This is a genomic window from Azospirillum agricola (genome assembly GCF_020005195.1).
Taxonomy (GTDB): domain Bacteria; phylum Pseudomonadota; class Alphaproteobacteria; order Azospirillales; family Azospirillaceae; genus Azospirillum; species Azospirillum agricola.
The window spans coordinates 55,001-79,550 of record NZ_JAIFZR010000004.1 but is presented as its reverse complement, the minus strand read 5'-3'; the positions used below and the strand labels follow the sequence as shown (position 1 = coordinate 79,550).

At 64.6% G+C, this 24,550-nt stretch carries 19 protein-coding genes, 1 tRNA gene, 2 rRNA genes and 1 pseudogene (1 of these 23 only partly in view); 16 read left to right on the top strand and 7 right to left on the bottom strand.

The annotated features are described in order from the left end of the window. Positions 1 to 7 precede the first annotated feature (7 nt). From JN22_RS09325 to JN22_RS09275, 11 genes are all read left to right on the top strand, one after another. Positions 8 to 1,546, top strand: coding sequence for a hypothetical protein (locus tag JN22_RS09325; protein ID WP_085553686.1), 1,539 nt, complete (start codon positions 8 to 10; stop codon positions 1,544 to 1,546). Positions 1,547 to 1,920: 374 nt separating this feature from the next. Next, positions 1,921 to 2,901 carry a P-type conjugative transfer ATPase TrbB gene (gene trbB / locus JN22_RS09320; RefSeq protein ID WP_085554611.1) on the top strand — a complete coding sequence of 327 codons (981 nt, stop codon included), beginning with the start codon at positions 1,921 to 1,923 and terminating at the stop codon, positions 2,899 to 2,901. Continuing rightward, positions 2,898 to 3,230 (top strand): TrbC/VirB2 family protein, encoded by a 333-nt coding sequence (locus tag JN22_RS09315; RefSeq protein WP_085553685.1) that lies wholly within the window; start codon positions 2,898 to 2,900, stop codon positions 3,228 to 3,230. Before trbB ends, JN22_RS09315 begins: the two co-directional genes overlap by 4 nt. Continuing rightward, positions 3,230 to 3,499: a VirB3 family type IV secretion system protein gene (locus JN22_RS09310; protein WP_085553684.1), complete on the top strand. Its 270-nt coding sequence runs from the start codon at positions 3,230 to 3,232 to the stop codon at positions 3,497 to 3,499. Before JN22_RS09315 ends, JN22_RS09310 begins: the two co-directional genes overlap by 1 nt. A 7-nt stretch (positions 3,500 to 3,506) precedes the next feature. Next, the gene (gene trbE / locus JN22_RS09305) at positions 3,507 to 5,945 is read left to right on the top strand and encodes a conjugal transfer protein TrbE (protein WP_085553683.1); all 2,439 of its coding nucleotides are present in this window, start codon (positions 3,507 to 3,509) and stop codon (positions 5,943 to 5,945) included. Continuing rightward, a complete protein-coding gene (gene trbJ, locus JN22_RS09300; RefSeq protein ID WP_085553682.1) occupies positions 5,942 to 6,667 on the top strand; it encodes a P-type conjugative transfer protein TrbJ in 726 nt (241 codons plus the stop codon). Before trbE ends, trbJ begins: the two co-directional genes overlap by 4 nt. 6 nt (positions 6,668 to 6,673) lie before the next feature. Beyond that, positions 6,674 to 8,029: a P-type conjugative transfer protein TrbL gene (trbL, locus tag JN22_RS09295; protein WP_085553681.1), complete on the top strand. Its 1,356-nt coding sequence runs from the start codon at positions 6,674 to 6,676 to the stop codon at positions 8,027 to 8,029. Further along, positions 8,029 to 8,718 (top strand): conjugal transfer protein TrbF, encoded by a 690-nt coding sequence (trbF, locus tag JN22_RS09290; protein ID WP_085553680.1) that lies wholly within the window; start codon positions 8,029 to 8,031, stop codon positions 8,716 to 8,718. The genes trbL and trbF overlap by 1 nt, the downstream gene beginning before the upstream one ends. After that, positions 8,715 to 9,707: a P-type conjugative transfer protein TrbG gene (trbG, locus tag JN22_RS09285; RefSeq protein WP_085553679.1), complete on the top strand. Its 993-nt coding sequence runs from the start codon at positions 8,715 to 8,717 to the stop codon at positions 9,705 to 9,707. The genes trbF and trbG overlap by 4 nt, the downstream gene beginning before the upstream one ends. Further along, positions 9,704 to 10,891 (top strand): TrbI/VirB10 family protein, encoded by a 1,188-nt coding sequence (locus JN22_RS09280; RefSeq protein ID WP_085553678.1) that lies wholly within the window; start codon positions 9,704 to 9,706, stop codon positions 10,889 to 10,891. The genes trbG and JN22_RS09280 overlap by 4 nt, the downstream gene beginning before the upstream one ends. Before the next feature lie 3 nt (positions 10,892 to 10,894). Then, positions 10,895 to 11,146 (top strand): DUF2274 domain-containing protein, encoded by a 252-nt coding sequence (locus JN22_RS09275; RefSeq protein ID WP_085553677.1) that lies wholly within the window; start codon positions 10,895 to 10,897, stop codon positions 11,144 to 11,146. A gap of 58 nt (positions 11,147 to 11,204) precedes the next feature. On the opposite strand, the gene JN22_RS09270 is transcribed toward JN22_RS09275, so the two are convergent. Continuing rightward, positions 11,205 to 12,260: a LysR family transcriptional regulator gene (locus JN22_RS09270; protein ID WP_085553676.1), complete on the bottom strand. Its 1,056-nt coding sequence runs from the start codon at positions 12,258 to 12,260 to the stop codon at positions 11,205 to 11,207. A gap of 92 nt (positions 12,261 to 12,352) precedes the next feature. Beyond that, the gene (locus JN22_RS09265) at positions 12,353 to 13,351 is read right to left on the bottom strand and encodes an AraC family transcriptional regulator (protein ID WP_085553675.1); all 999 of its coding nucleotides are present in this window, start codon (positions 13,349 to 13,351) and stop codon (positions 12,353 to 12,355) included. Positions 13,352 to 13,810: 459 nt separating this feature from the next. Between JN22_RS09265 and JN22_RS09260 the strand changes: the two genes are divergently transcribed. From JN22_RS09260 to JN22_RS09245, 4 genes are all read left to right on the top strand, one after another. Continuing rightward, entirely contained in the window at positions 13,811 to 14,305 is a 495-nt protein-coding gene (locus tag JN22_RS09260; RefSeq protein ID WP_085553674.1) for a helix-turn-helix domain-containing protein, read from the top strand. Between the two features lie 98 nt (positions 14,306 to 14,403). Next, positions 14,404 to 14,760 carry a response regulator gene (locus JN22_RS09255; RefSeq protein WP_085553673.1) on the top strand — a complete coding sequence of 119 codons (357 nt, stop codon included), beginning with the start codon at positions 14,404 to 14,406 and terminating at the stop codon, positions 14,758 to 14,760. A 253-nt stretch (positions 14,761 to 15,013) separates the two neighbouring features. Then, on the top strand, positions 15,014 to 15,799 hold the full coding sequence (locus JN22_RS09250) for an EAL domain-containing protein (RefSeq protein WP_211099620.1): 786 nt from the start codon (positions 15,014 to 15,016) through the stop codon (positions 15,797 to 15,799). 101 nt (positions 15,800 to 15,900) lie between these two features. After that, the gene (locus JN22_RS09245) at positions 15,901 to 16,467 is read left to right on the top strand and encodes a hypothetical protein (protein ID WP_085553671.1); all 567 of its coding nucleotides are present in this window, start codon (positions 15,901 to 15,903) and stop codon (positions 16,465 to 16,467) included. A gap of 681 nt (positions 16,468 to 17,148) precedes the next feature. On the opposite strand, the gene JN22_RS09240 is transcribed toward JN22_RS09245, so the two are convergent. Both JN22_RS09240 and JN22_RS09235 read right to left on the bottom strand, forming a co-directional pair. Continuing rightward, on the bottom strand, positions 17,149 to 17,541 hold the full coding sequence (locus tag JN22_RS09240) for a response regulator (RefSeq protein WP_085553670.1): 393 nt from the start codon (positions 17,539 to 17,541) through the stop codon (positions 17,149 to 17,151). A gap of 52 nt (positions 17,542 to 17,593) precedes the next feature. Further along, on the bottom strand, positions 17,594 to 20,206 hold the full coding sequence (locus JN22_RS09235; protein ID WP_085553669.1) for a PAS domain S-box protein: 2,613 nt from the start codon (positions 20,204 to 20,206) through the stop codon (positions 17,594 to 17,596). A 207-nt stretch (positions 20,207 to 20,413) separates the two neighbouring features. On the opposite strand from JN22_RS09235, the pseudogene JN22_RS09230 reads away from it, so the two are divergent. Then, a pseudogene (locus tag JN22_RS09230) lies at positions 20,414 to 21,459 on the top strand (IS630 family transposase). A 571-nt stretch (positions 21,460 to 22,030) separates the two neighbouring features. On the opposite strand, the gene JN22_RS09225 reads toward JN22_RS09230, so the two are convergent. From JN22_RS09225 to JN22_RS09215, 3 genes are all read right to left on the bottom strand, one after another. Beyond that, positions 22,031 to 22,107: transfer RNA gene (locus tag JN22_RS09225), tRNA-Met, on the bottom strand. A 95-nt stretch (positions 22,108 to 22,202) separates the two neighbouring features. Continuing rightward, positions 22,203 to 22,318, bottom strand: a 5S ribosomal RNA gene (gene rrf / locus JN22_RS09220). Positions 22,319 to 22,469: 151 nt separating this feature from the next. Continuing rightward, positions 22,470 to 24,550 (bottom strand): 23S ribosomal RNA (locus JN22_RS09215) (it continues 662 nt past the right edge of the window).

The window sequence follows — 24,550 nt, the reverse complement described above, 5'->3', positions numbered from 1 at the left end:
GAGCTGAATGGAAAGCAAATTCGATCCCGATCGCATCGGCCGCATCGGCGAACGGGAGTTCGAAGCGCTCTGCGAGCGCGCGGGCCTCTATTGCAACAAGAGCGCCGTCGACGTCATGGGCTGGGATTTCATTGTAGAGTTCCCGATGACGCCGGCCGGCCAGTCGCTACCTCTCGATCAACGCCCGACCAATGCCGCCCGGGTTCAGTTGAAGTCGACACTCGGCGGCACCGGCAATCGCATCCGCCTCAGCCTGTCCGCCATCGATCGCCTGGCCAAGGACCCTCGACCGACGCTCATCGTCGTGTTTCGGCTGCGAGCTGACGGCGAACCCCAGTCCGCTTATCTCGTCCACCTTATCGGGAATGAGCTTGCGCGCGTCCTGGAGCGATTGAGACAGGCGGAGGCCCGCAAGGCTCATGATATCAACCACACTGATATCAGCTACGACTATGAGAAAGTCGGAGTGCGCTTCGAGCCCACCCCCACCGGGTTATTGGCGGCCCTGAGTGCGGCCTGCGGGCAAAATCCCGGCGCCTACATGATCGAGAAACAACGGCAGCTCGCCGAACTTGGCTATGAGAACGGCCAATTCGAGGCTGAGGCGCTTATCCAGATCGAGAGTCCGGAGCATTTCAGGAATCTATTGCTCGGTCTCGCGCCCTTGAAACCGCATCGACTTCGTGTGTTCGATAACCGGTTCGGCATACGTCTTCCCTATCAAGGCACGCTGTTCGACGACCTTGAGGAGTTGCGTCTTACACCGCCTACGCTGGGTTCCTGCGAGATTTCGATCCGCGGCTCCGGCTTCGGACAAGCAGCGCGGTTCGACGGAGAAATGTTCATCGGCCCACCAATGGTCGAGCCGCACGGAGCTGAGCTTCTCGTCCGTACCTCAGACTTCATCATCCGGCTGACGCCACCGGCGCTGAAGTTCGAAAGCATCGGTTTGATCGATGACATGGAGCATACCCTGGAGGAGTGGGCAGAGTTGCTTCGTGCGATCACGCTCATGGCAACCGCACGAGCGACGCTGACGATCGCCGGGAACGACCAGATCCCGTCGATTGCTTTCCCGGTCGATCAGTCCGTCACCGGGCCGTATCTTGAGGAGTTGCCGGTCATCTCCGCATTTGTGGATGGATGGTTGCGCCTGCTCACGAACGCAGGCCTTCGCTCCACCGCCAGATTCAAGTTCGATGCGTTCTGGGAGTCCAACGACGCACGCATGGCCGTGGACATCCTGCTCAAGCCGAAATCGGAGGCTCGCTTCGAGTTCCAGACCCTTGAGATTGAAGAGTCGTCGCAGCCGCTCGAAGGCCTGTACTTCAATAGCACGTCGTTTGTCGATATTAGCATAACCTTCAGCGCGAAGGTTTTCTTTGAGAAGACGGACGATCCGGAATGGCAGTATCGATCGACAGGCTTCGAAGCACTCGATGTTCGGCCCAAAGTCGACGACCTCGAAGAATACGGGATGGACCAGGCGACCGCATCCGATCTGAAGCTCATTGTCAATCCACGGAACATCACCATTGTGTCTTGAAGAGACGCAGCCGGGATCGGTTGCTGACTATCCTGATGATCGTCTAGCGCTTTCGCAACAACCTCTTCCACGGCGAGAAGTGGGCGTACCACCTCCGGGACCAGCTCTCGAACTTCACCCACGCGAACGCCACCCTGATGCGGCTGCTCGAACGCCATGGACAACTGGCTGCGTAGGAACACTGGTCACCACGTTATGGTCTTCCGGCAAGCCGAGACTTGACCCAGCCGTACCTCACTCCGCCGATCCCCTGTCTTTGCACGCCAAGGCCCTACTACGCCCAAGCCCTTGTTGCGTCTGACTGATTTCTGCCTCTTCTAATTATCCCCGTCGCCGATCCCGCAGGTGTGGACCAGCCGTGAACGGGGATGACCATGACCCCTGCCGCCGCCCATTCCGAATCCTTCCAGCGCAGCGCCCGCATGCTTCGCACGGCGCTTGGGCCGGCCATCGCCGCCTTCCTGGAAGACCCGGCCATCGTCGAGGTGATGCTCAACCCCGACGGCCGGCTGTGGATCGACCGGCTGGCCGGCGGGCTGGAGGACACCGGCGCCACCCTGTCACCGACCGACGGCGAACGCATCATCCGCCTCGTCGCCCATCATGTCGGCGCCGAGGTCCACGCCGCCAGCCCCCGGGTCTCCGCCGAGCTTCCCGAGACCGGGGAACGGTTCGAGGGCCTGCTGCCGCCCGTGGTCACCGCCGCCACCTTCGCCATCCGCAAGCCGGCGGTAGCGGTGTTCACCCTCGGCGACTACGCCGCTGCCGGCATCATGACAGTGGACCAAGCCGACATCCTCCGCAGGGCCGTCGCCGCCCGCAGGAACATCTTGGTGGCCGGCGGCACTTCCACCGGCAAGACCACCCTGACCAACGCCCTGCTGGCCGAGATCGCCGGCGCTACCGACCGCGTGGTGCTGATCGAGGACACCCGCGAGCTGCAATGCCGGGCGCCCAACCTGGTGGCCCTGCGCACCAGGGACGGCGTCGCCTCCCTGGCCGACCTGGTCCGCTCATCCCTGCGCCTGCGGCCCGACCGTATCCCCATCGGCGAAGTGCGCGGGGCCGAGGCGCTCGACCTGATCAAGGCCTGGGGCACCGGCCATCCCGGCGGCATCGGCACCATCCACGCCAGCTCCGGCATCGGGGCGCTGCGCCGCCTCGAACAGCTCGTCCAGGAAGCGGTGGTCACGGTGCCCAAGGCCCTGATCGCCGAAACCATCGACCTCGTCGCCGTCCTTGCCGGCCGCGGCTCCCAGCGCCGCTTGGCCGAGCTGGCCATGGTCGCCGGCCTCGATCCCGCCACCGGCGACTACCGCGTCCTCCCCGCCCCTCTCAACGGAGACTTCCCATGAACCGCCATACCCTGCGCGTCCGCCGCCACGTCGCCACCGCCGCGCTGGTGACCCTCGTCGCCCTGGCTTTCGCGCCCGCCGCCCACGCCGCCGGCTCCGCCATGCCCTGGGAGACGCCGCTGGAGCAGATCCTGGAATCCGTACAGGGGCCGGTGGCCAAGATCGTCTCGGTGATCATCATCACCGTCACCGGCCTGACGCTCGCCTTCGGCGACACCTCCGGCGGCTTCCGGCGGCTGATCCAGGTCGTGTTCGGCCTGTCCATCGCCTTCGCCGCCAGCTCGTTCTTCCTGTCCTTCTTCTCCTTCAGCGGCGGGGCGCTGGTCTGATGACCGCAAGCGATCCTGTCCCCGGCTTCAGCGTCCCGGTCCACCGGGCGCTGACCGAGCCGATCCTGCTGGGCGGCGCACCGCGCGCCGTGGCGATCGCCAACGGCACCCTGGCCGCCGCCATCGCGCTCGGCCTACGGCTGTGGATACCCGGCCTGATCGTCTGGGTTGTCGGTCATGCCGCCGCTGCCTGGGCCGCCAAGCACGATCCCCAGTTCGTCGAGGTGGTGCGCCGCCACCTCCGCTATCCCGCCTATCTGCGCGCGTGAGGCCGCCATGCTGAACCTCGCCGAATACCGCAGCCACCCCGCCGGCCTCGCCGACTTCCTTCCCTGGGCAGCGCTGGTCGCGCCCGGCGTGGTGCTCGACAAGGACGGCAGCTTCCAGCGCACCGCCCGTTTCCGGGGACCGGACCTCGATTCCGCCACCCCGGCGGAGCTGGTCGGCGTCACCGCGCGGCTCAACAACGCCCTCCGACGCCTCGGCTCCGGCTGGGCGCTGTTCGTCGAAGCCGACCGGCGGCCCGCCACCGACTACCCGGAGAGCCGTTTCCCCGACCCGGCCTCGGCCCTGGTCGATCTGGAGCGGCGGGACGGCTTCGAACAGGCCGGGGTGCATTTCGAGAGCCGCTATTTCCTCACCCTCCTGTGGCTGCCGCCGGCCGAGGAGGCCAGCCGGGCCGAAAGCTGGCTCTACGAAGGCCGCTCCCGGAGCGGCGTCGATCCGCACGAACTGCTGCGCGGCTTCATCGACCGCACCGACCGCATCCTGCAACTGGTGGAAGGGTTCGTCCTGGAGGTGGCGTGGCTCGATGACGGCGAGACCCTCACCTATCTGCATTCGACCGTCTCGACCAAGGCGCAGCGGGTCCGCGTTCCCGAAATCCCGATGCATCTCGACGCCCTGCTGGCCGACCAGCCGCTGACTGGCGGGCTGGAGCCGCGGCTGGGCAGCGCCCACCTGCGCACGCTGACGGTGGCCGGCTTTCCCAGCTCGACGCACCCCGGCATCCTCGACGACCTCAACCGCCTCGCCTTCCCCTACCGCTGGTCCACCCGGGCCATCCTGCTCGACAAGACCGAGGCGGTCCGGCTGCTGACCCGCATCCGCCGCCAATGGTTCGCCAAGCGGAAGTCCGTCGCCACCATCCTGAAGGAGGTGATGACCAACGAAGCCTCGGTCCTGGTCGATTCCGACGCCGCCAACAAGGCCGCCGACGCCGACGCCGCGCTGCAGGAGCTGGGGGCCGACGATGTCGGGCAGGCCTACCTCACCGCCACCGTCACCGTCTGGGACGAGGACAGCGGCCTCGCCGCCGAGAAGCTGCGCCTGGTCGAGAAGGTCATCCAGGGCCGCGACTTCACCTGCATGACCGAATCCCTGAACGCGGTGGAGGCCTGGCTGGGATCGCTGCCCGGCCATGTCTACGCCAATGTCCGCCAGCCGCCGGTCAACACCTTGAACCTCGCCCACATGATCCCGCTGTCGGCGGTGTGGGCCGGGCCGGAACGGGACGGGCATTTCCAGGCCCCGCCGCTGTTCTTCGCCAGGACCGAGGGATCGACGCCGTTCCGCTTCTGCCTCCATGTCGGCGACGTCGGCCACACCCTGGTGGTCGGTCCGACCGGCGCCGGCAAGTCGGTGCTGCTGGCCCTGATGGCGCTGCAATTCCGGCGCTATCCCGGATCGCAGGTGTTCGCCTTCGACTTCGGCGGCTCGATCCGCGCTGCGGCGCTGGCCATGGGCGGCGACTGGCACGATCTCGGCGGCGGACTGTCGCGGGACGGCGCCGCCGGAGTCTTCCTCCAGCCGCTGGCGCGGATCGACGATCCGGCCGAGCGCGCCTGGGCGGCGGAATGGGTGGCGGCGATCCTGGCCCGGGAAGGGGTGAAGGTCGATGCCGCGGTCAAGGAGCATGTGTGGTCGGCACTGGAATCCCTGGCCTCCTCACCGGTCCGCGAGCGCACCATCACCGGCCTCGCCGTACTGCTGCAATCGGCCGCCCTGAAGCAGGCCCTCCAGCCCTATTGCGTCGGCGGGGCGTCCGGCCGGCTGCTCGACGCCGAAAGCGAACGCCTCGGCACCTCCCCGGTCCAGGCGTTCGAAACCGAAGGGCTGCTCGGCGCCGGTGCGGCGCCGGCCGTGCTGACCTACCTGTTCCACCGCATCGAGGGCCGGCTCGACGGCCGCCCGACCTTGCTGATCATCGACGAGGGCTGGCTGGTCCTCGACGATCCCGCCTTCGCCCAGCAACTCCGCGAATGGCTGAAGACGCTCCGCAAGAAGAACGCGAGCGTGATCTTCGCCACCCAGTCGCTCTCCGACATCGCCGACAACCCCATCGCCCCGGCCATCGTCGAAAGCTGCCCGACCCGCGTCTTCCTGCCCAACGACCGCGCCATCGAGCCGCAGATCACCGCCATCTCCCGCCGCTTCGGCCTCAACGACCGCCAGATCGAGATCATCGCCCGCGCCACGCCGAAGCGCGACTACTACTGCCAGTCGCGCCAGGGCAACCGGCTGTTCGAGCTGGGCCTGGGGCCGGTGGCGCTCGCCTTCTGCGCCGCCTCCGGCAAGGCCGACCACGCCGCCATCGAGCGGGTGGCCGCCGAACACGGCCGCGACGGTTTCGCCGCCGCCTGGCTGCGCGAGCGCCGTCTCGGCTGGGCTGCCGACCTCATCCCCGACCTGAGCAACCTGGAGGCATCGCCATGACCGCGCGCCGTTCCCTTCTGTCCGCCCTGGTGCTGGCCGCCGGATTGTCGCTGTCGCCGGCCCGGGCCCTGACGGTCTTCGATCCGAGCAACTACGTCCAGAACGTCATCCAGGCCGCCCGCGCCCTGGAGCAGATCAACAACCAGATCAGCTCGCTGGCCAACGAGGCCCAGATGCTGGTCAACCAGGCCCGGAACCTCCAGAGCCTGCCGCTGTCGACGCTGTCCCAGATCCAGTCCTCGGTCCAGCGCACCCAGTCCCTGATCGCCCAGGCCCAGAACATCGCCTACGACGTCCAGCGGATCGAAGCCGCCTACGCCGCCGATTATGGCGCGGCGTCGGCCTCGGCGTCGGATGCGGCGCTGGTCGCCACGGCGCGGACCCGGTGGCAGAACTCGGTCGGTGCCTTCGAGGACAGCCTGAAGACCCAGGCCGGCGTGGTCGGCAACATCCCGTCCACCAGCGCCGCCATGGCCTCGCTGGTCGAAGCCAGCCAGTCGGCCTCCGGCGCCTTGCAGGCCGCCCAGGCCGGCAACCAGTTGCTGGCGCTGCAATCCCAGCAGCTCTCCGACGTCACCGCCCTGCTCGCCGCCCAGGCCCGCGCCGACGCACTCGAACAGGCGCGCAACGCCGCGACCGAGGCGCAGGGACGGGAACAGTACCGCCGCTTCTCCACCCACAGCGGCTACACGCCCCACGACGTGACCATGTTCGGGGAGTGACCCGCCATGGGCGACGCCGGCGTCATCGACCTCTTCCTCAACACCTTCACCACCTACATCGACAGCGGTTTCGGCCTGCTGAACGGCGAGATCGCCTATCTGTCCTCGGCCCTGATCGTCATCGACATCACGCTGGCCGCCCTGTTCTGGGCCTGGGGCAGCGACGAGGACATCGTCCAGCGGCTGGTGCGGAAGACGCTCTACATCGGCTTCTTCGCTTATCTCATCGGCAACTTCAACGCCTTGGCCCGCGTGCTGTTCGACAGCTTCGCCGGCCTCGGCCTGCTGGCCGGCGGCTCCTCCATCTCCACCGCCGAGTTCCTCCGGCCCGGCCGCCTCGCCCAGGTCGGGTTCGACGCCGGCCAGCCGCTGCTGGACGCCGCCGCCCAACTGGTCGGGCCGGTCGCCATCTTCACCAACGCCATCCAGATCGCCGTGCTGATGGTCTCGTGGCTGATCGTCCTGATCGCCTTCTTCCTCCTCGCCATCCAGCTCTTCGTCACCCTGATCGAGTTCAAGCTGACCACGCTCGCCGGCTTCGTGCTGATCCCCTTCGCACTGTTCAACAAGACCGCCTTCCTCGCCGAGAAGGTGCTGGGCAACATCGTGGCGTCCGGCATCAAGGTGATGGTGCTGGCGGTGATCGTCGGCATCGGCACCGGCCTGTTCGGACAGTTCACCGCCGGCTACGGCGCCGACCAGCCGTCCATCGAACAGGCGCTGTCGGTGGCGCTTGCCGCCCTGGCGATGCTTGGCCTCGGCATCTTCGGCCCCGGCATCGCCACCGGGCTGGTCTCGGGTGCCCCGCAACTCGGCGCCGGCGCCGTCGTGGGAACCGGGCTTGCCGTGGCGGGCGCCGCCGTCGGGGCCGGCGCCACGGTCGCCGGAGGTGGCGCCGCCCTGGCCGCCGCGGGCCGGGCCACGGCGGCGGCGGCCGGGGGAGCCGCCCGGATGGCGGGTGCCACCTCCAGCGCCTACAGCCTGGGCGCCGCCGGACAGTCCGGCACGACCGGCGTCGCGTCCGGTCTGGCCGGAGTCGGCCGGGCGGCGGGACAGGCGGCGGCCACACCGATCAAACGCATGACCGCCAATGCCACGGCCGGCCTGAAGGAACACCATCAGGCCGGTGCCCGATCCGCCTTCACCGCCACCGGCGGCGTTTTGACCCAGGGCACGACGGCCGGCGCGACGAACGGAGGCGCCCCTCCCTCCCCCTCCGACAACGCGCCCCCCGACTGGGCCAAGCGCATGCACCGCAGCCAGGCCATGGGCCACGGCGTGTCCACCGTCGCCCACGTCGTCCGTTCCGGCGACAGCGGCGGCGGCGGCCATTCCGTCGATCTCTCCGAAAGGGACCGCTGATGCCGCTCTTCCATCGCGCCTCGGTGCGCTACGGCCGCACCCCCGAACCCGAGACCCCCTACCAGAAAGCCGCCCAGGTCTGGGACGAGCGCATCGGCTCGGCCCGCGTCCAGGCCCGGAATTGGCGGCTGATGGCCTTCGGCGCGCTGATCCTCTCCGGCGGCTTGGCCGGCGGGCTGCTCTGGCAGTCCGCACGCGGCACGATCGTGCCGTGGATCGTGCAGGTCGACAAGCTGGGCGAAGCCCAGGCGGTCGCCCCGGCCCAGGCGGACTACCAGCCGGCCGATCCGCAGATCGCCTGGTATCTCGCCCGCTTCATCGAGGACGTGCGCGCCCTTCCCGCCGATCCGGTGGTGGTCCGCCGCAACTGGCTCAGGGCCTACGACTTCACCACCGCCTCGGGTGCCGCCGCGCTCAACGACCACGCCCGGGCCGACGATCCCTTCGCCAAGATCGGCAGGCAGCAGATCGCGGTGGAGGTGTCCAGCGTCATCCGCGCCTCCCCCGCCAGCTTCCGCGTCGCCTGGGTGCAGCGCCGCTACCAGGACGGCGCGCTGGCCGACACCACGCGCTGGTCGGCGATCCTGTCCGTCGAGGTACGGCCGCCCCGGGACGCCGACCGGCTCCGCAGGAATCCCCTCGGCATCTACGTCTCCGCCATCAACTGGTCGAAGGAGTTGGGACAATGACCCCCGCCCGCACAACCGGCCTTCCCGCCCTGCTGCTGCCCGGACTGCTGCTCGCCGGCTGCGCCGGAACGATGCCGCCGCCGGACATCCGCTACGACGACGCCAGCCCGGCCGTAGAGATCCCCGACCCGCCGCCGCCGGTCACCGTGGTGCCGATCCCGGAGCCGCTGCCCCTGCCCGGCCAACTGAAGCCGGTCCCCGGCGGCAAACCCCCGCCGGAACCGGCCAGTCCCGCCACCCGCGTCGACCGGGCCAACGCCGCCGCCCGCGTCCAGCCGGTCCGCGACGGCTTCCTCAACGCGATCCAGGTCTATCCCTATTCCGGCGGCGCCCTCTATCAGGTCTACGCCGCTCCCGGCCAGGTCACCGACATCGCCCTGCAGGACGGGGAGCGGCTGGTGGGCGCCGGTCCCGTCGCCGCCGGCGACACGGTGCGGTGGATCATCGGCGACACCGAGAGCGGCACCGGGGCCGCGACAAGAGTCCATATTCTGGTCAAGCCGACACGGCCCGACATCAAGACCAACCTCGTCATCAACACCGACCGCCGCACCTACCATCTGGAGCTGCGCGCGACCGCCGCCACCTACATGGCGTCGGTGTCCTGGCAATACCCGGAAGACCAGCTCATCGCCCTGCGCCGCCGGAACGCCGAGGCCGAAGCCCGGCTGCCGGTCGCGGCGGGCATCGACATCGCCTCCCTGAATTTCCGCTACGCGATCGACGGCGACAGCGCGCCGTGGAAGCCGCTGCGCGCCTTCGACGACGGATCGAAGGTCTACATCGAGTTCCCCGCCGGCATCGTCCAGGGCGAGATGCCGCCCCTGTTCGTCGTCGGTCCGGCCGGTGGCCCCGAACTGGTCAACTACCGGGTGCGCCGCAGCTATATGATCGTCGATCGCCTGTTCGCCGCCGCCGAGCTGCGCATGGGCGACGAGAACAGCCAGCGCCGCGTCCGCATCAGCCGCACCGATGGCAGGCGGCCATGACCACGCCCACCCCGGACCCGCATCCTCCCGCCCCGCCGCCGGTGACGGAACCGAACCTGCGCCTGTACGCCGAAGGTCCCCGGGTGACCCGGCTGTCGCGCCGGGCGCTGGTGGTGCTGGGCGGCCTCTCCGCCCTGGCCGTCGCCGCGGCGCTGGGGTACGGGCTGCAAAACCGGAAAAGCGCCGGCCCGTCGCCGGAACTGCTGGGAACGCAGGGCCGCCCGGCGGCGGAGGGCTTGGCCGGACTGCCGCAGGATTACACCGGCGTGCCCCGGCTCGGCCCCGCCCTGCCGGGCGATCTCGGCAAGCCGATCCTCAACGCCCAGAGCCAGGGCAAGCCGGTGGCGACACCCGGCGCCGGCCCGGATCAGGCGGCGCAGCGTCTCGCCCAGGAGAGCGAGGCCGCCAGGGTCAGCCGCCTGTTCGCCCAGACCGGGCGGCCGGCCGAAGGCGCCGCACCGGCGCTGCGGGCGGGCGGCCTCCGCTCAGCGGCCGCGCCGGACGCCATGCCGCCGGCCGACGCCAGCGTCGCCCAGAACATGCAGGACCGGAAGCTCGCCTTCCTCAACGGGGATGCCGACCGCCGCACCGTCGCACCCGACCGGCTGGCCGGCCCGGCATCGCCCCATGTCCTTCAGGCGGGCGCCGTGATTCCGGCGGCGCTGGTCACCGGCATCCGGTCCGACCTGCCGGGCCAGGTCACCGCCCAGGTGACGGAGGCCGTCTACGACAGCCCCACCGGCCAGCACCTGCTGATCCCGCAGGGAGCGCGGCTGATCGGCCAGTACGACAGTGCGGTGGCCAGCGGGCAAAGCCGCGTGCTGCTGGCGTGGACCCGCCTGATCATGCCGGACGGCAGCTCCATCGTGCTGGAGCGCCAGCCCGGCACCGACCCGCAAGGCTATGCCGGGCTGGAGGACGAGGTCGACCAGCATTGGGGCTCGCTGTTCAAAGGGGCGCTGCTGTCCACCCTGCTGAGCGTCGGCGCCGAGGCCGGATCGTCCGGCCAGGACGACGCCATCGTCCGCGCCCTGCGCGAGGGGGCCTCCAACAGCATCGGCCGGACCGGCCAGCAGATCGTGCAGCGCCAGCTCAACATCCAGCCGACCCTGACCATCCGGCCGGGTTTCCCGGTCCGCGTCCTCGTCACCCGCGACTTGGTCCTCGAACCCTATGGAGGATGACCCATGACCAGGCTGAAACTCACCAGCATCCCCGACGACAAGCCGGTGAAGCTGACCATCGAGGTGCCGGCGGCCGTGTTTCAGGAGTTGGCCGCCTACGCCGAGGCGATCCGCCGGGAGGGTGGGCAGGCGACGGTGCCGGCCAAGCTCATCGTCCCCATGATCCAGCGCTTCATGGCAACGGACCGGGCGTTTGCAACGGCCCGCCGCAAAGCCGTCGGCCCCGCCAATCCACCGGGCAGGACGGCGGAATAGCATCCCCGACGACGAGGGACCGGGGCGGGCGGCCGGGAACGGTGCCCGTCCTGGCCGCTCAGTCGGTCAGGACATTGCGCAACAGGCAGTCGACGCAGCGCTTCGGCACGATCCGGCCCAGACGTTCCGTCAGTGCGGCGTCACGGTCGCCGCTCAAGGCACCCGCTTGGGATCGGTCGTCATCCTGGACGTCATGGCGGTCCGTCCGGGCGGCACACCCCGCGCACTGCTTCGCCAGCACCTTGGCCAGACTGAGGAAGCGCCGCAGGGCGGGGTTGTCGTTCTCCGACAGCCACACCGCATGAAACGGCAGGCTTTCACCAAGGAGCGGCCGGTACACCAACCCGCGAAACGGCTCGGACGCTCTCGCCTCGCCCACCAGCGTCAAATCCGCGCCGGCCGCGACGACATGCATCACCGTATCACGATAGATCGTCACCAGATCGACGCTTGGCTGGAAGCCGAGTTCCATGAGCCGCATCTTCACGCACTGCTGAATCTCCGGTCCTGGCGGAGCCGCGCTGAAGATAAGATGCCGTCCGCCGAGATCCGTCCACTCGACCGTTTCCTGACGGCTGAGTGGATCGCTTTCTCCCATGGCGACGAAGATCCGCTCGCTCCAAAGGGCGAGGCTGTCGCAATCGTCGCCCTCAACCGGGTGAGGCAGGAAGGCGATGTCGAGCCGATGCTGCCGGATGGCCAGAACATGCTCGGCGGTGCCGGCCTCGGCATAGCTGGTTTCCACGTCGGCATAAACCGCCCGGTGGATGGTGGTCAACATCGCGGGAAAGTCGCCGGCCAGCGACGACAGAAGCCCGATGCGGATGACGCCTTCCCGCCCGGCTCCGGCCGCCCCGGCTTCGCGGATCGCCTCGCCGATCTCAGCCATTACCCGGCACGCCCGCGGGAAGAACATTTTTCCAGCGAAGGTAAGCTGCACGCCGTGGGAACGCCGAATGAACAGGGCGGCGCCGATCCTGTCTTCCAGATCACGGATGCACCGGCTCAAGGCCGAAACGCGGATGCCCATCAATTCCGCCGCGCGACGGAAACTCCCTTGCTCAGCCGCCGCAATGGCGTAACGGAGATGGCGCAATTCGATCCCGCTTTCCATCGCCTCCTCTCGACGTGCCGCCAGCCCCCCCTTCGGCAGCGGCGGAAAACCCCCACCCATGGCCGAGCACCGCAATCAGGCGGCTTACGGCTTCACAGCGGCTCCTCCAGCGCGGCGACCAGGCTTGTCAAAGGGGAACCGTGGGCCGCCACAGACTTGGGCGTAACCCCGAAATACTCGTGGAATCTTGTCGAGAAATGAGCCTGATTGACGAAGCCGCAGCGATAAGCGACGTCACCGATGGAAACCCGCGTCTGCTCCGCAATCGGCGCGGTCAGCAGGCGGTGAGCCTCCGCCAACCTGATTTCCATGAGCTTTTTGGAAACCGTCTTGCCATGCAACTGGAATATCCGGTGCAGGTTGCTGACGGACATATGATGTATGACGGCCAGCTTGGCCGGCGTCAGCTCGGGATCGCTGAAATTGTCCTGCATGTAGGCCAGGAGCCTTTGATACGTCATTTCCCCCAGGACGTAACGTGCCTTGGCGTCGATCGGCATCTCATCACGGGTTTCCAGCATCAGGCATATAAGATCGACAAGAACACGCTCCATCTCTCTGTAGGTTTCACCGCAATCGAACTTCAGCAATTGACTGGCAAACTGACTGACAACAGGCACCAGCAGACGATTTGCGGAATCGAGATCCGCTGCACAGATATCGTCAATATTTCTTACTCTGTCTCGAATCAGATTACATGGGATCTTCAGGAAAAGATCGCTGGAACGGGAGATTTTTGTGAACGAATGCGCCTCGGAGTGATGGAACAATCCGACATTGCCGGCCAACACCCGCCCGGCCCTGTTGCGCTGGTCGTACAAAAAACCACCGGACTTTACAATTGAAAGAAGAAAATATTCCGTATTGTCGCGATTGATCAGATCCCTTCCCCTGGATACCGACACGGGAGATGATTTCCCGCCAAATATCGAAACCGTGTCCAGATCCACGTATGACCCTGAAAACGAAACGGCGCCGCTGCCAACGCCGGCCAAATTCACCTGGAACTTGTGCCAGAACGCCTCCTTCATTACGGCGAGGCGCTTTTCCATCGGAATCGAGGCAAGGGAAAAATGATCCAGGTTCGGCATGCGTCACCCCCTCCTACCAGCGGTTAGCCGACCACTGATCATCGTCAATTCCGTGCGTCCATCTCAAGCCATATTGGACTTACAGAAAAAACAACTTGGCCCCGTGGAAAAGACCAAACCCTTAACCTGCTGTACAAAAACTCGGGGCGTCACGCGCGCCCTGGGGTGTGGAAACCCCTCGCTAAGCGGTTTGGCGCCTGCCGATAGGGTGCCGTGATCCTCGACCCTTGGTCGGGGTGCCTGTGGCGTATGTCCAGGCATCTTCGTGCTAAAGGTCACAGGAACCGTTCTTAGTGCGGTTTTCCAACTCCCCGACTGCGGGTTCAGGAGGCTGTTTGCGGGGGCGCCCGCAAACGCAGCCCCTTCCTGTTCGACCAGCCGTTTGCGCCGCTCGAGGACGCGTCCCTCCTTATCATGAGATGGGACATCCGTCCGAGGGATCGGCCGAGGGAAGTCGCCATGGACCAGAGGACGCCAACGAAACACCAGGCCCGGAGACACCGCCGCACAACCTTGCGGGATGGCCCCGACCCCATCGACGTCCATGTCGGCGCCCGCATCCGGCTGCGGCGCATGCTGATGGGCCTCAGCCAGAGTGAACTGGGCGCGGCGGTTGGCGTCACCTTCCAGCAGATTCAAAAATACGAGCAGGGCACCAACCGGATTTCCGCCTCCATGCTCCACCATCTCGGCCAAGCACTGGACGTGCCCGTCTCCTTCTTCTTCAACGACCTGCCGGAGAATCTGAAAGGTGCCTCCTCGCCCAGGCACGCCGATCCGTTCGGGCGGGACGAAAGCATAGAATTGCTGCGGGGCTATTACAGCACTCCCGAGCAAGTCCGAAAGCGGATCTACGATCTGGTCAAAGCCCTGGAGCAGGAAAACAAAAGCGCAAGAAACGGATCGCCTCCTGCCGATGCAGACCAATGCCCACACCGGAAACGAAGCCGGTGATGCGGCAAGGACCAGTTCGGGCATGTGGTGCCGCTATTGGCAGTTGACCCAAGTTTACCGCCGCAGCGCGGCTGCCTTGAGGAAGGACTGATACTGAAATGCCGGATCGCAAGCATATCCTGGTGGCGGATGACGATCTTCAGATCGTCGCCGCATACCGCGTCCTGTTCGAGAGCCTGGGGCTGCGCGTTTCTTCCGCTTCGAACGGAAGCGACGCCCAGAAATTGCTCGCCACCATGCGTTTCGATGCCATCGTGACGGATTTGTCGATGCCCAACTGCGGAGGCGTCGAGCTGATCGCCGAAGCCCGCCGCCGGGCCGATACGCCTCCGATCATTGTCGTCACCGGGGATAGCGACGCGGAGCATCGGCTGACCGGGTTCGACAACGTCCAGATTCTGCACAAACCGGCGAATGCCGCCTGCGTCCTCGGCGCGCTGGGTGATGTCCTATAACTGAGGGTGCGTTTGCCTTACCGGCGCTTGGAACGTGAAGCCAAGCCCCCAGCGGCCATGCAATCCGGCCGCCCTGGCAAAGGACCGGCTGCGCGTTCACGGGGATACCGGAAGGGCGCCGCCCAGTTTGCGGAACTTGCCGAACATCATTCGGATCGTACCGACGACAGGCCCATCGGGATCGATCCCGATACCCCCCTCATCTCCGGCAGCTTCATGGAGGCGCTTCATGGTCCCGACACAGAAACTCCGGATGGCGGACGCTCTCAAGGACTCCTTGTGCCGGAAACAACTCAGGCTGGTGTTTCAACCACAGTTCACGCTGAGCGGGGAATACCAGCTTGTCGGCGCGGAAGCCTTGCTGCGGTGGCATCATCATGAACTCGGGAATGTATCACCGGCGGATTTCATACCACTCGCCGAGCAATCCAGCCTGATCGTCAAGGTGGACAAGTATGTCTGCTTCAAACTGATCGAGCACGTCCAGGCTTGGCGGGAATCAGGAGTTCCCGTCTCCGACCTCCCGATCATGGCTTTCAACCTCTCGCCCCGGACGCTCTGCGAACCGGGGTTCGCCGCCGAACTGGTTCGAGAGATTGACCGCACCCACATTCCCCCGTCGCTCCTGCAAGCCGAGATCACGGAAAGAGAGCCCCTCCACAAGGACAAAGAAACCCGCATAAACCTTGAAATCCTGCGGCGGAAAGGCATCGGGCTCTCCATCGATGATTTCGGGACCGGGTACTCGTGCCTTGCCTACCTGAAAGAGAAAACCGTCTCCGAGATCAAGATCGATCAAGGCTTCGTCCAAGGACTTGGACAAACCCAGATCGACGAGACGATCGTCAGGTCGATCCTCACTTTGGGGCAAACCTTGAACATCAGGATTGTCGGGGAGGGGATTGAAACCCTCGATCAGTTGGAGTGGCTTCGCACCGCCCATTGCCCAATCGGTCAAGGCTACCTTCTTTCCAGGCCACTTGAACAACGTGACTTTGAAGAATTATTACAGAAATATACACATCTCCACGTTCGCTAAAATCCCGAAACCACACGTCTCCTACTTTGCTTGCCTCCATTACTCCCTAGAAATGGACATCAAAGTGCAAAACCAATCCTCCTCATGAAAGAAGAATTACCATGTGGAAGGATGCCGCTAACCTGATGTTCTTTGGCATTGCCTCTCTTGGTTTGGCCTATGCCGCTGGCAAGCTCGTACTGTTGGTCGGTGAATGCAGGATCAGACACCATGATGGTGTGCGCGGCATGGGAGCCACGATGGCCTGCCGGGCCAGGATCGAAGCCGGCCTGCAGGCTCGACAGCTGGAGAGAAGCCGGGAGTTGGCGACTCTCGAGGCTGAAATCGAGGGTTTGCATCGCCGGCGCAAACAGCTTGAACGTCAACTCGACGAAATGCAAAAAGCCGATGGACACCTGATCCGCATTGTTGGCGAAGAGGATCGCAGGAAAAAATGCTACACCTTTCTCGTCATGAATAAATATGTTTCCAGAAGAGGTTTTCATCAGAATGAATATGCGTGGATCGATGCGAGCTGGCAACATCCGCAGACCGTCGAGGTTTGGGCTCGATCGATCAAAGAAGCGCAAGAAGAGCTTACCAAGCACTATCCAGTCGCCCTTGGCTATGAAGCGACCAAGGGGCGGATGCGGCAGCACGACAACGGTTCGGGTACGGATGCTGGCTGACCGGTCAGCATGGTGGGTTTGACAGGCCTTCTGACCATTTTCTCATCTCGGGCATGAGCAAGGGTTGGGTCACGCAACGGATCAAGCCCAGCGCCGACGATCTCTCCCGAAAGCCCTCCGCACAACGCCTGTGCCGCTTTTTTGAAGGTTTGGACAGCATCGCTCACGTCTCTTGACCGGCTCGTGGCACGAGAGTACAGGGACACCAACGTCACCGCAGGATCGGTCGGCGCACGCGTGTCCATGATCGACCACGGCCCCCGCCGAGAAGGCAAGAGATGGACAGCCCCAGTAGTCGACCTCGACCCAACACCGCGACGGAGCTGACTTCAGGCTGACCTGCCGAACAGGTCCACCACGGTCGGCGCTGTTGCCGGACCGAACACAGGTGGACCATGGTGAACATTCCCCTCACCATCCGATACCCTGTGCGCCCGCTGTGTTTCCGCTGCGGTCTGCATTGTGTGTCGCGCGAACCGACTCCGCGAAGTCGGTGATCCGGCCCCGCTTCCCCTGAGCGGTCCCGGCGCTCCTTCGTCCGCGCCAGGACGGCGTTCGTCATGCTTTACCAAGCGCTCCCCGGCTCCATTGCGGCTGGGCGGGATCGCGGAATGGAATGATCATATACAATGGGGGCAGCCCCGCCACCTGAGCGGCGGGTCTCGAAAGCGCCATCTGCCTTCAGCGTTGGAGCTGCTGGGCCAGATGCCGTGTGAGCACCGCGACCGCGGTCGGTTTAGGGTAAATCGTGACCAGTGGGAACCGTTCCGACAAGGTGGACGGCAGTGGGGTTGCGGTGTGGAGAACAACCGGCACTCCCTTTCCGTCCAGCGCCTCCAGAACCGCTCCGGCAAACCCATCGGACAGGGTCATGTCCAAAATGGCAGCGTCCACCTCACCGGAGTCGATCAGGTCGAGCGCCTCCCGCACCGTTGCCGCCGGACCGACTGGCGAGCCATGGGCGTCTTCGACGGCCAGGACAAGATCATAGGCGATGAAGGGCTCATCCTCGACGACGAGAACATGGGCATTTCCAAGATCGGGCTGGGTTCTGGAAGAGAGCGTATGGACCATGATGTCAAATTTCCCAGGGGGGATGCAGTTCGCACAACAGTCAGCAGAGCGTTCAATGGCTCAGTTTTTCGATCGGAATCAGGAGAGCAACGCGCAGGCCGGCACTGCACCACTCATGGCTGATGCGGCCACCGAGCTGACTGGCGATGCTCATGTGCATGAGCTGCGAGCCGAAGCCACGTCGGGAGGGAGGTCCTTGGACGGCTGGCCCTCCGCTTTCCTGCCACAGCACAATGAGCGCACCGCCCTCTATCAGCCAGGAGACCGTCAGCGTTCCTTGCACCGACGACAAAGCGCCGTACTTTGCGGCATTCGTCGCCAGTTCATGAAGCGTCAGAGCGAGACTGGTCGCTGCAGCCGCACCGGCATGGACGTGTGGGCCGTCGAGATGGAGACTGTTGCTCCCCTTGACAAGATGGGGGGTAATCACCGCCTGCATCAACTCCAACAAAGTGGTGCCATCCGTTGTGGCGGTTTCTCCGGTCACGGCCGGGCGGATCAGGTCATGGGCTCGCGCCAAAGCTAAAAGGCGGCCGGTGAGGGCATCTGCCATATCCCGCACCCCGGCGGAGGTGCGCGCCGTCATGGCGACCATACCCACGGCGACGGCAAACAGGTTCTTGACCCGATGGTTGAGTTCACGCACCAGCAGTTGGCGGTCTTCCTCCGCCCGCTTCCGGCTGGTGAGATCGATGGACGTGCCGACCAGGCCGACGACCTGCCCGGCCTCATTGCGGAACGCCGACTTGTGGGACAGCCAAATCCGCGGTCCCCGCTCGTCCTGCCCGACGATCTCTTCCAGTTCTTCGGTCGCACCGCCGTCCATGATCCGCCGGTCGGTCTCCATGATCCGTCGGCCTTGCTCCTTATCGTCGAGGAGTTCCAGATCGGTGTGTCCCTCCACCTCGCTCCAGGGCTTGCCGATCAGCTCCATCACCGGGCCGTTGGCGATGCGAATACGGCCATCGACGTCCTTCACATAGATGAGCGCCGGCACCGCTTCGATGACGGTCCTGAGGAGGCGGGTCGCTTCGGTAGCTTCCGCTTCCTTCTGGCGCAAGTCCTTCTCAACCTGCTTGCGCTTGTGGATGTCGATCAACACGCCTGGAAAACGGAGCGGCTTTCCCAACGTATCGAGACTGCAATGCCCATTGGCCTCGACCCAGCGGTAGGTGCCGTCGAACTGACGCACGCGGTATTCGGCGCTGTAAGCCCCCCCTGTCTCCATGGCAGATGCGACCGCCTGCCTTACGGAAGGCCAATCCTCCGGGTGAATCGACGCCATCAGAACGTCCAGGGACAAGCCGTTTTGACAGTGCTGCGGCGAAAGGGCGAAGAAACGGGCAAAGCGCTCATCGACGGTGAAGCGATCGACCGGAATGTCCCAAACCCAAGTGCCGAGGATGGCTCCGCTGGTCAGAGCGAGATCGATGCGCTCGACCGCGATGCGCAGAGCTTCTTCGGTCGCCTTGTGGTCGGTGATGTCGATCACGACACCTGGGAAGCTCGTCGGGATGCCATGGTCATCATGGGCGCAGTGTCCCCGTGCCAGAACCCAGCGTGTCTTCCCGTCCAGACCGGTCACCCGGTACTCCGCCAGATAGTCGGCTCCATCGTCGAGGGCACGCGCGATCTGCGCGGCAACCATGTCGCGATCGTCCGGGTGGATGGCCGCTACATAGGCCGTGATCGGCAGCCCCTCCGCCGTCCGTGCCGGCTCGACACCGAACAGGGAGGCGAAGGTGGCATCGGCGGTAACACTGTCCGCCCGGACATCCCAATTCCAAGTACCGACGCCTCCCGCCGCATCGAGAGCAAAGCGGAACCGCTCTTCGCTGGCGCGGAGCGCCTCCTGAGTTGTCTTGAGATCGTGCACGTCGGTGCAGGTGCCGTACCAGCGGACGATCCGCCCCGCCGCATCGCGGACGGGCTGGGCTCTGCCGATGACCCACCGGTACCGGCCGCTCCAATGACGCAAGCGGTATTCGATGTGGTAGGGCTCACCGGTGTCGAGTGATTGACGCCACATGCCCCAAGCCCGCTCGCGGTCGTCGGGGTGGAACATGCCGCTCCAAGCCTCGCCTTCGGTCGCCCCAGGCGGCACGCCGGTGAACTCGTACCAGCGTTGATTGAAATAGTCGTGGTATCCATCCGGCCGCGTCGACCAGATCATCTGATCGATGGAGTCGACGATGGCCTGGAACTTGGTTTCGCTCGCCTGCAGTTGCGCCTGGGCTGCCTTCCGATCGGTAATGTCACGCATGAAGGCGGCAACCCCCAAAACGCGGCCGTCGGCAGCCGTCATGCGGTTGGCCGTGATGGACACATCGACAAGGTTGCCGTCTCTATGCCGCCGTACGGTTTCGATCCGAACCTCGTCGCCGGACAGGGCGCGGTCGAACACACCAGCCGGCCCCTCCGGACAGGGATCGGGCAGCAACAAAGTGACCGGCGCACCGATCGCCTCCTGCACGCTATAGCCGAACATCCGGGTGGCAGCCGCATTCCATGCAGCGATCCGGCCATCCTCGGCCGCAAAGACAATGATGGCGTCGGGCGCAGCCTCCACGATTGCCGCATAGCGGACGGCTTCCTCATGACGCTCGGCCCGTCCGTTGGGAGTGTTTCCAGAGCTTGGCTCACCGGTATACGGAAAGTCAGACATCTTTTCTATCTTTGATTGGACTTTTCACCATCAGGCATATCGGCCTCTAAGTGTTACAAGTCTACAGAAGACGAGGCATTATACTATGTTAAACAGGTAATACCAAGTCCTGCGGAGTACGACTCATGCGGCGATTCCCGCTGAGCCGGGCGGTGTGATTCACCGGAGGGACCACAGCGACGAGGTCCCCCTACGGCCGCTCCGGTCCTGCTGCGCAGCGATTACGATGCCGCCGCCCTGCGCCGGCTTACTCGTTCCTCTCACGATCCCGGCCAAGTGCGCCGGCTGCTTGCTCTGGCCGCGATTTATGACGGAGAGCCGCGATCGGCTGCGGCGGACATCGGCGGGGTCGGCTTGCAGACAGTGCGCGACTGGGTGCTGCGCTTCAACGACGCGGGACCGGCCGGTCTGCTGACCGGCAAGGCGCCGGGCCCGCAGCCGCGTTTGGCCGGGCACCACCGGTCGGCCTTGCGCCGGGTCGTCGAGGAGGGGCCGATCCCGGCGGTGCATGGGGTGGTGCGTTGGCGGATCGCCGACCTGCTGCACTGGCTGTGGGACGAGTTCCGCCTCTCGGTCTCGAAGCAGACGCTGAGCCGGGAACTGCGCGCTCTGGGGTTCCGCAAGCTGTCGGCCCGCCCCCGCCACCACGCCAAGGAGCCCGAAGCGGCCGAGGCGTTCAAAAAAAGTTCCCCACCCTGCTGGCGCAGATCGCCGCGCACGAGGCCGCCGGCAAGCCTATAGAGATCTGGTAGCAGGACGAGGCCCGCGTCGGCCAGAAGAACAAGATCACCCGCCGCTGGGCACGCCGCGGCACCCGGCCGGCGGCCCCACGTGACCAGCGCACGCGCTCGGCCTATCTATTCGGCGCGATCTGCCCGGCCCACGGCAAGGGCGCGGCCTTGGTGCTGCCGCGCTGCACGAGCGAGGCGATGGCGCTGCTCTTGGAGGAGATCGCCCGCGCCGTGGCGCCCGGTGCCCATGCCGTCGTGCTGCTCGATCAAGCCGGCTGGCACACCTCGGCCAAACTGCCGGTGCCCGGCAACATCACCCTGCTGCCGTTGCCGCCGAAATCGCCCGAGCTGAACCCGGTGGAGAACATCTGGCAGTACATGCGTGACAACTGGCTCTCCAACCGCGTCTTCGCCTCCTACCAGGACATCCTCGATCACTGCTGCTTCGCCTGGAACACCATCGTCGCGCAGCCCTGGACCATCATGTCCATCGGGCTGCGCGACTGGGCGCATCGGTCATGATCCACGAGTCTTGGTATAACCTTGGATTATTTCCCATGAGAATGGTTTGGTAATTTCCATAAAAATAATTCATTGAATGAGATACATGCTTTCGCGTCCTGACAGCGGACGCGCTCAGGTGGGAATAGCAGCTGCGCCACGGCCTGAATGACCTTTTGCCGGCGGTCGGTTTCAGCCTGACCTGTCGGTGCTTCAGCAGGCATCGGTCACGTCCATCCCGAGGGCCGTAGGGAGCGCCCGGTCGCACGGAGCGAACAATGGCTTTCCTGAGGGGGGCAGCAACGATGCGGCGTGCAGCCCCCGCTGCCGTAGGCGCTTTCCTACGTTCTCCCTGGGTGCTTTCCGCCGAAATATGCACCCACCAGCTTCATTCTCTCCAGGGGCGGTTTCACCCCGCCAGGACATGCGCCAGCTACATGCCAGCCATCTTCTTTGTGCATTCTTGGCCGCCGACTCTATCCGGAAGTTTTCGCCCTGGCGCTTCCACGACGCTGCCACGGCGGGCGTTTGGAGGCAGTACGCGGAGAGCAAAAAGCCCCTGAAAGCTGAACGCTTTCAAGGGCCTAAGCGTTGGATGCGGGGACAGGATTTGAACCTGTGACCTTCAGGTTATGAGCCTGACGAGCTACCGGGCTGCTCCACCCCGCGGTTGCCGGTGTGCGTGAAGATGGCGCGCGTTTTCGGAAGCATTTCGTTTGGTTTGGAGATTTTGTGATGTCTGGTTTTGACCCTGTGCCTTGGAGACCTGGCGGCGACCTACTCTCCCACGCCTTAAGACGCAGTACCATCGGCGCAGAGGCTTTTCACGGCCGAGTTCGGGATGGGATCGGGTGTTTGTCACCTCGCCATGACCACCAGGTCACCGAGGCACAGGAACCGGACGTCTCGTCCAACCGGAGCGTTTCGCGTTCGCGCTGTCGTGCAAGTGACGTGTTTTGAGGATCGAAACGGCGTTTGCCGTCTGGGCTTGAAGCGGGCTTGCCGCTGCGCGCGGCGCGCTTTGTCGGTGAGGGATCAAGCCAATCGAGCGATTAGTAAGGCTTAGCTTCGGGCGTTGCCGCCCTTCCACACGCCTCCTATCGACGTGATGGTCTGTCACGGCTCTCAAGGGAGGTCTGGTTTAGAGGTGGGTTTCCCGCTTAGATGCTTTCAGCGGTTATCCCGTCCGCACTTAGCTACCCGGCCATGCCACTGGCGTGACAACCGGTGCACCAGAGGTGCGTCCATCCCGGTCCTCTCGTACTAGGGACAGATCCTCGCAAAACTCCTACACCCACGGCAGATAGGGACCGAACTGTCTCACGACGTTCTAAACCCAGCTCACGTACCACTTTAATCGGCGAACAGCCGAACCCTTGGGACCTGCTCCAGCCCCAGGATGTGATGAGCCGACATCGAGGTGCCAAACGACGCCGTCGATATGGACTCTTGGGCGTCATCAGCCTGTTATCCCCGGCGTACCTTTTATCCGTTGAGCGATGGCCCGTCCACATGGAACCACCGGATCACTATGGCCGACTTTCGTCTCTGCTCGACTTGTCAGTCTTGCAGTCAGGCGGGCTTATGCCATTGCACTCGACGAGCGATTTCCGACCGCTCTGAGCCCACCATCGCGCGCCTCCGTTACACTTTGGGAGGCGACCGCCCCAGTCAAACTACCCGCCATGCAGGGTCCCGGACCCGGATAACGGGCCGCGGTTAGATGCCAGAGACCTCAAGGGTGGTATTTCAAGGTTGGCTCCACACGAGCTGGCGCCCATGCTTCCAAGCCTCCCACCTATCCTACACATGAGATCCCTAGCACCACTGCAAAGCTGTAGTAAAGGTGCACGGGGTCTTTCCGTCTGACCGCGGGAACTCCGCATCTTCACGGAGAGTTCAATTTCGCTGAGTTGGTGTTGGAGACAGCGGGGAAGTCGTTACGCCATTCGTGCAGGTCGGAACTTACCCGACAAGGAATTTCGCTACCTTAGGACCGTTATAGTTACGGCCGCCGTTTACCGGGGCTTCAATTCGGAGCTTGCACCCCTCCTCTTAACCTTCCGGCACCGGGCAGGCGTCAGACCCTATACGTCGCCTTGTGTGGCTTCGCAGAGCCCTGTGTTTTTAGTAAACAGTCGCCACCCCCTGGTCTGTGCCCCCCGCCCATGCTTGCGCACGAACGGGGCCCTCTTCTTCCGAAGTTACGAGGGCAATTTGCCGAGTTCCTTCAACACCATTCTCTCAAGCGCCTGGGTATGCTCTACCTGTCCACCTGTGTCGGTTTGGGGTACGGTCTGATGCGGGGGCTATTTCCTGGAACGGGTCCCCAGCGCGGCCAATCCGATAAGGCCGCACACGCTTTCCCATCCGTCACACACCCGCTGGCCCACGACTATTAACGTGGTTCCCATCGACTACGCCTTTCGGCCTCGCCTTAGGGGCCGGCTCACCCTGCGTGGATTAACCTTGCGCAGGAACCCTTGGACTTTCGGCGAGAGTGTTTCTCACACTCTTTGTCGCTACTCATGTCAGCATTCTCACTTCCGATACCTCCAGGCGGCCTCACGGACACCCTTCGCAGGCTTACGGAACGCTCCGCTACCACGTGATCTGAGATCACATCCGCAGCTTCGGTACACGGCTTGAGCCCCGATACATTTTCGGCGCAGGCCGGCTTAACTAGACCAGTGAGCTATTACGCTTTCTTTAAAGGATGGCTGCTTCTAAGCCAACCTCCTGGTTGTCATGGCCTTCCCACATCCTTTCCCACTTAGCCGTGATTTGGGGACCTTAGCTGGCGGTCTGGGCTGTTTCCCTCTCGACGATGGACCTTAGCACCCACCGTCTGTCTGCCGGACTGTGCTTCCGGGTATTCGGAGTTTGGTTAGGTTTGGTAAGGCTCGCGCCCCCCTAGCCCATCCAGTGCTCTACCCCCCGGAGCAATATCCGACGCGCTACCTAAATAGCTTTCGCGGAGAACCAGCTATTTCCTGATTTGATTGGCCTTTCACCCCTAGCCACAGGTCATCTCCGACTTTTTCAACAGGCGTGAGTTCGGTCCTCCAGTGCGTGTTACCGCACCTTCAACCTGCCCATGGCTAGATCATCA

Excerpts from the sequence above, each read along its gene's own strand:
- trbB (WP_085554611.1), top strand. The coding sequence starts at position 1,921 with ATGACCCCTGCCGCCGCCCATTCCGAATCCTTCCAGCGCAGCGCCCGC.
- JN22_RS09270 (WP_085553676.1), bottom strand. The coding sequence starts at position 12,260 with ATGGAAAGCGGGATCGAATTGCGCCATCTCCGTTACGCCATTGCGGCG.
- JN22_RS09275 (WP_085553677.1), top strand. The coding sequence starts at position 10,895 with ATGACCAGGCTGAAACTCACCAGCATCCCCGACGACAAGCCGGTGAAG.
- JN22_RS09260 (WP_085553674.1), top strand. The coding sequence starts at position 13,811 with ATGGACCAGAGGACGCCAACGAAACACCAGGCCCGGAGACACCGCCGC.
- trbJ (WP_085553682.1), top strand. The coding sequence starts at position 5,942 with ATGACCGCGCGCCGTTCCCTTCTGTCCGCCCTGGTGCTGGCCGCCGGA.
- JN22_RS09245 (WP_085553671.1), top strand. The coding sequence starts at position 15,901 with ATGTGGAAGGATGCCGCTAACCTGATGTTCTTTGGCATTGCCTCTCTT.
- JN22_RS09315 (WP_085553685.1), top strand. The coding sequence starts at position 2,898 with ATGAACCGCCATACCCTGCGCGTCCGCCGCCACGTCGCCACCGCCGCG.
- JN22_RS09235 (WP_085553669.1), bottom strand. The coding sequence starts at position 20,206 with ATGTCTGACTTTCCGTATACCGGTGAGCCAAGCTCTGGAAACACTCCC.
- trbL (WP_085553681.1), top strand. The coding sequence starts at position 6,674 with ATGGGCGACGCCGGCGTCATCGACCTCTTCCTCAACACCTTCACCACC.
- JN22_RS09255 (WP_085553673.1), top strand. The coding sequence starts at position 14,404 with ATGCCGGATCGCAAGCATATCCTGGTGGCGGATGACGATCTTCAGATC.
- JN22_RS09265 (WP_085553675.1), bottom strand. The coding sequence starts at position 13,351 with ATGCCGAACCTGGATCATTTTTCCCTTGCCTCGATTCCGATGGAAAAG.
- JN22_RS09240 (WP_085553670.1), bottom strand. The coding sequence starts at position 17,541 with ATGGTCCATACGCTCTCTTCCAGAACCCAGCCCGATCTTGGAAATGCC.
- trbG (WP_085553679.1), top strand. The coding sequence starts at position 8,715 with ATGACCCCCGCCCGCACAACCGGCCTTCCCGCCCTGCTGCTGCCCGGA.
- JN22_RS09310 (WP_085553684.1), top strand. The coding sequence starts at position 3,230 with ATGACCGCAAGCGATCCTGTCCCCGGCTTCAGCGTCCCGGTCCACCGG.
- JN22_RS09325 (WP_085553686.1), top strand. The coding sequence starts at position 8 with ATGGAAAGCAAATTCGATCCCGATCGCATCGGCCGCATCGGCGAACGG.
- trbE (WP_085553683.1), top strand. The coding sequence starts at position 3,507 with ATGCTGAACCTCGCCGAATACCGCAGCCACCCCGCCGGCCTCGCCGAC.
- trbF (WP_085553680.1), top strand. The coding sequence starts at position 8,029 with ATGCCGCTCTTCCATCGCGCCTCGGTGCGCTACGGCCGCACCCCCGAA.
- JN22_RS09280 (WP_085553678.1), top strand. The coding sequence starts at position 9,704 with ATGACCACGCCCACCCCGGACCCGCATCCTCCCGCCCCGCCGCCGGTG.
- JN22_RS09250 (WP_211099620.1), top strand. The coding sequence starts at position 15,014 with ATGGCGGACGCTCTCAAGGACTCCTTGTGCCGGAAACAACTCAGGCTG.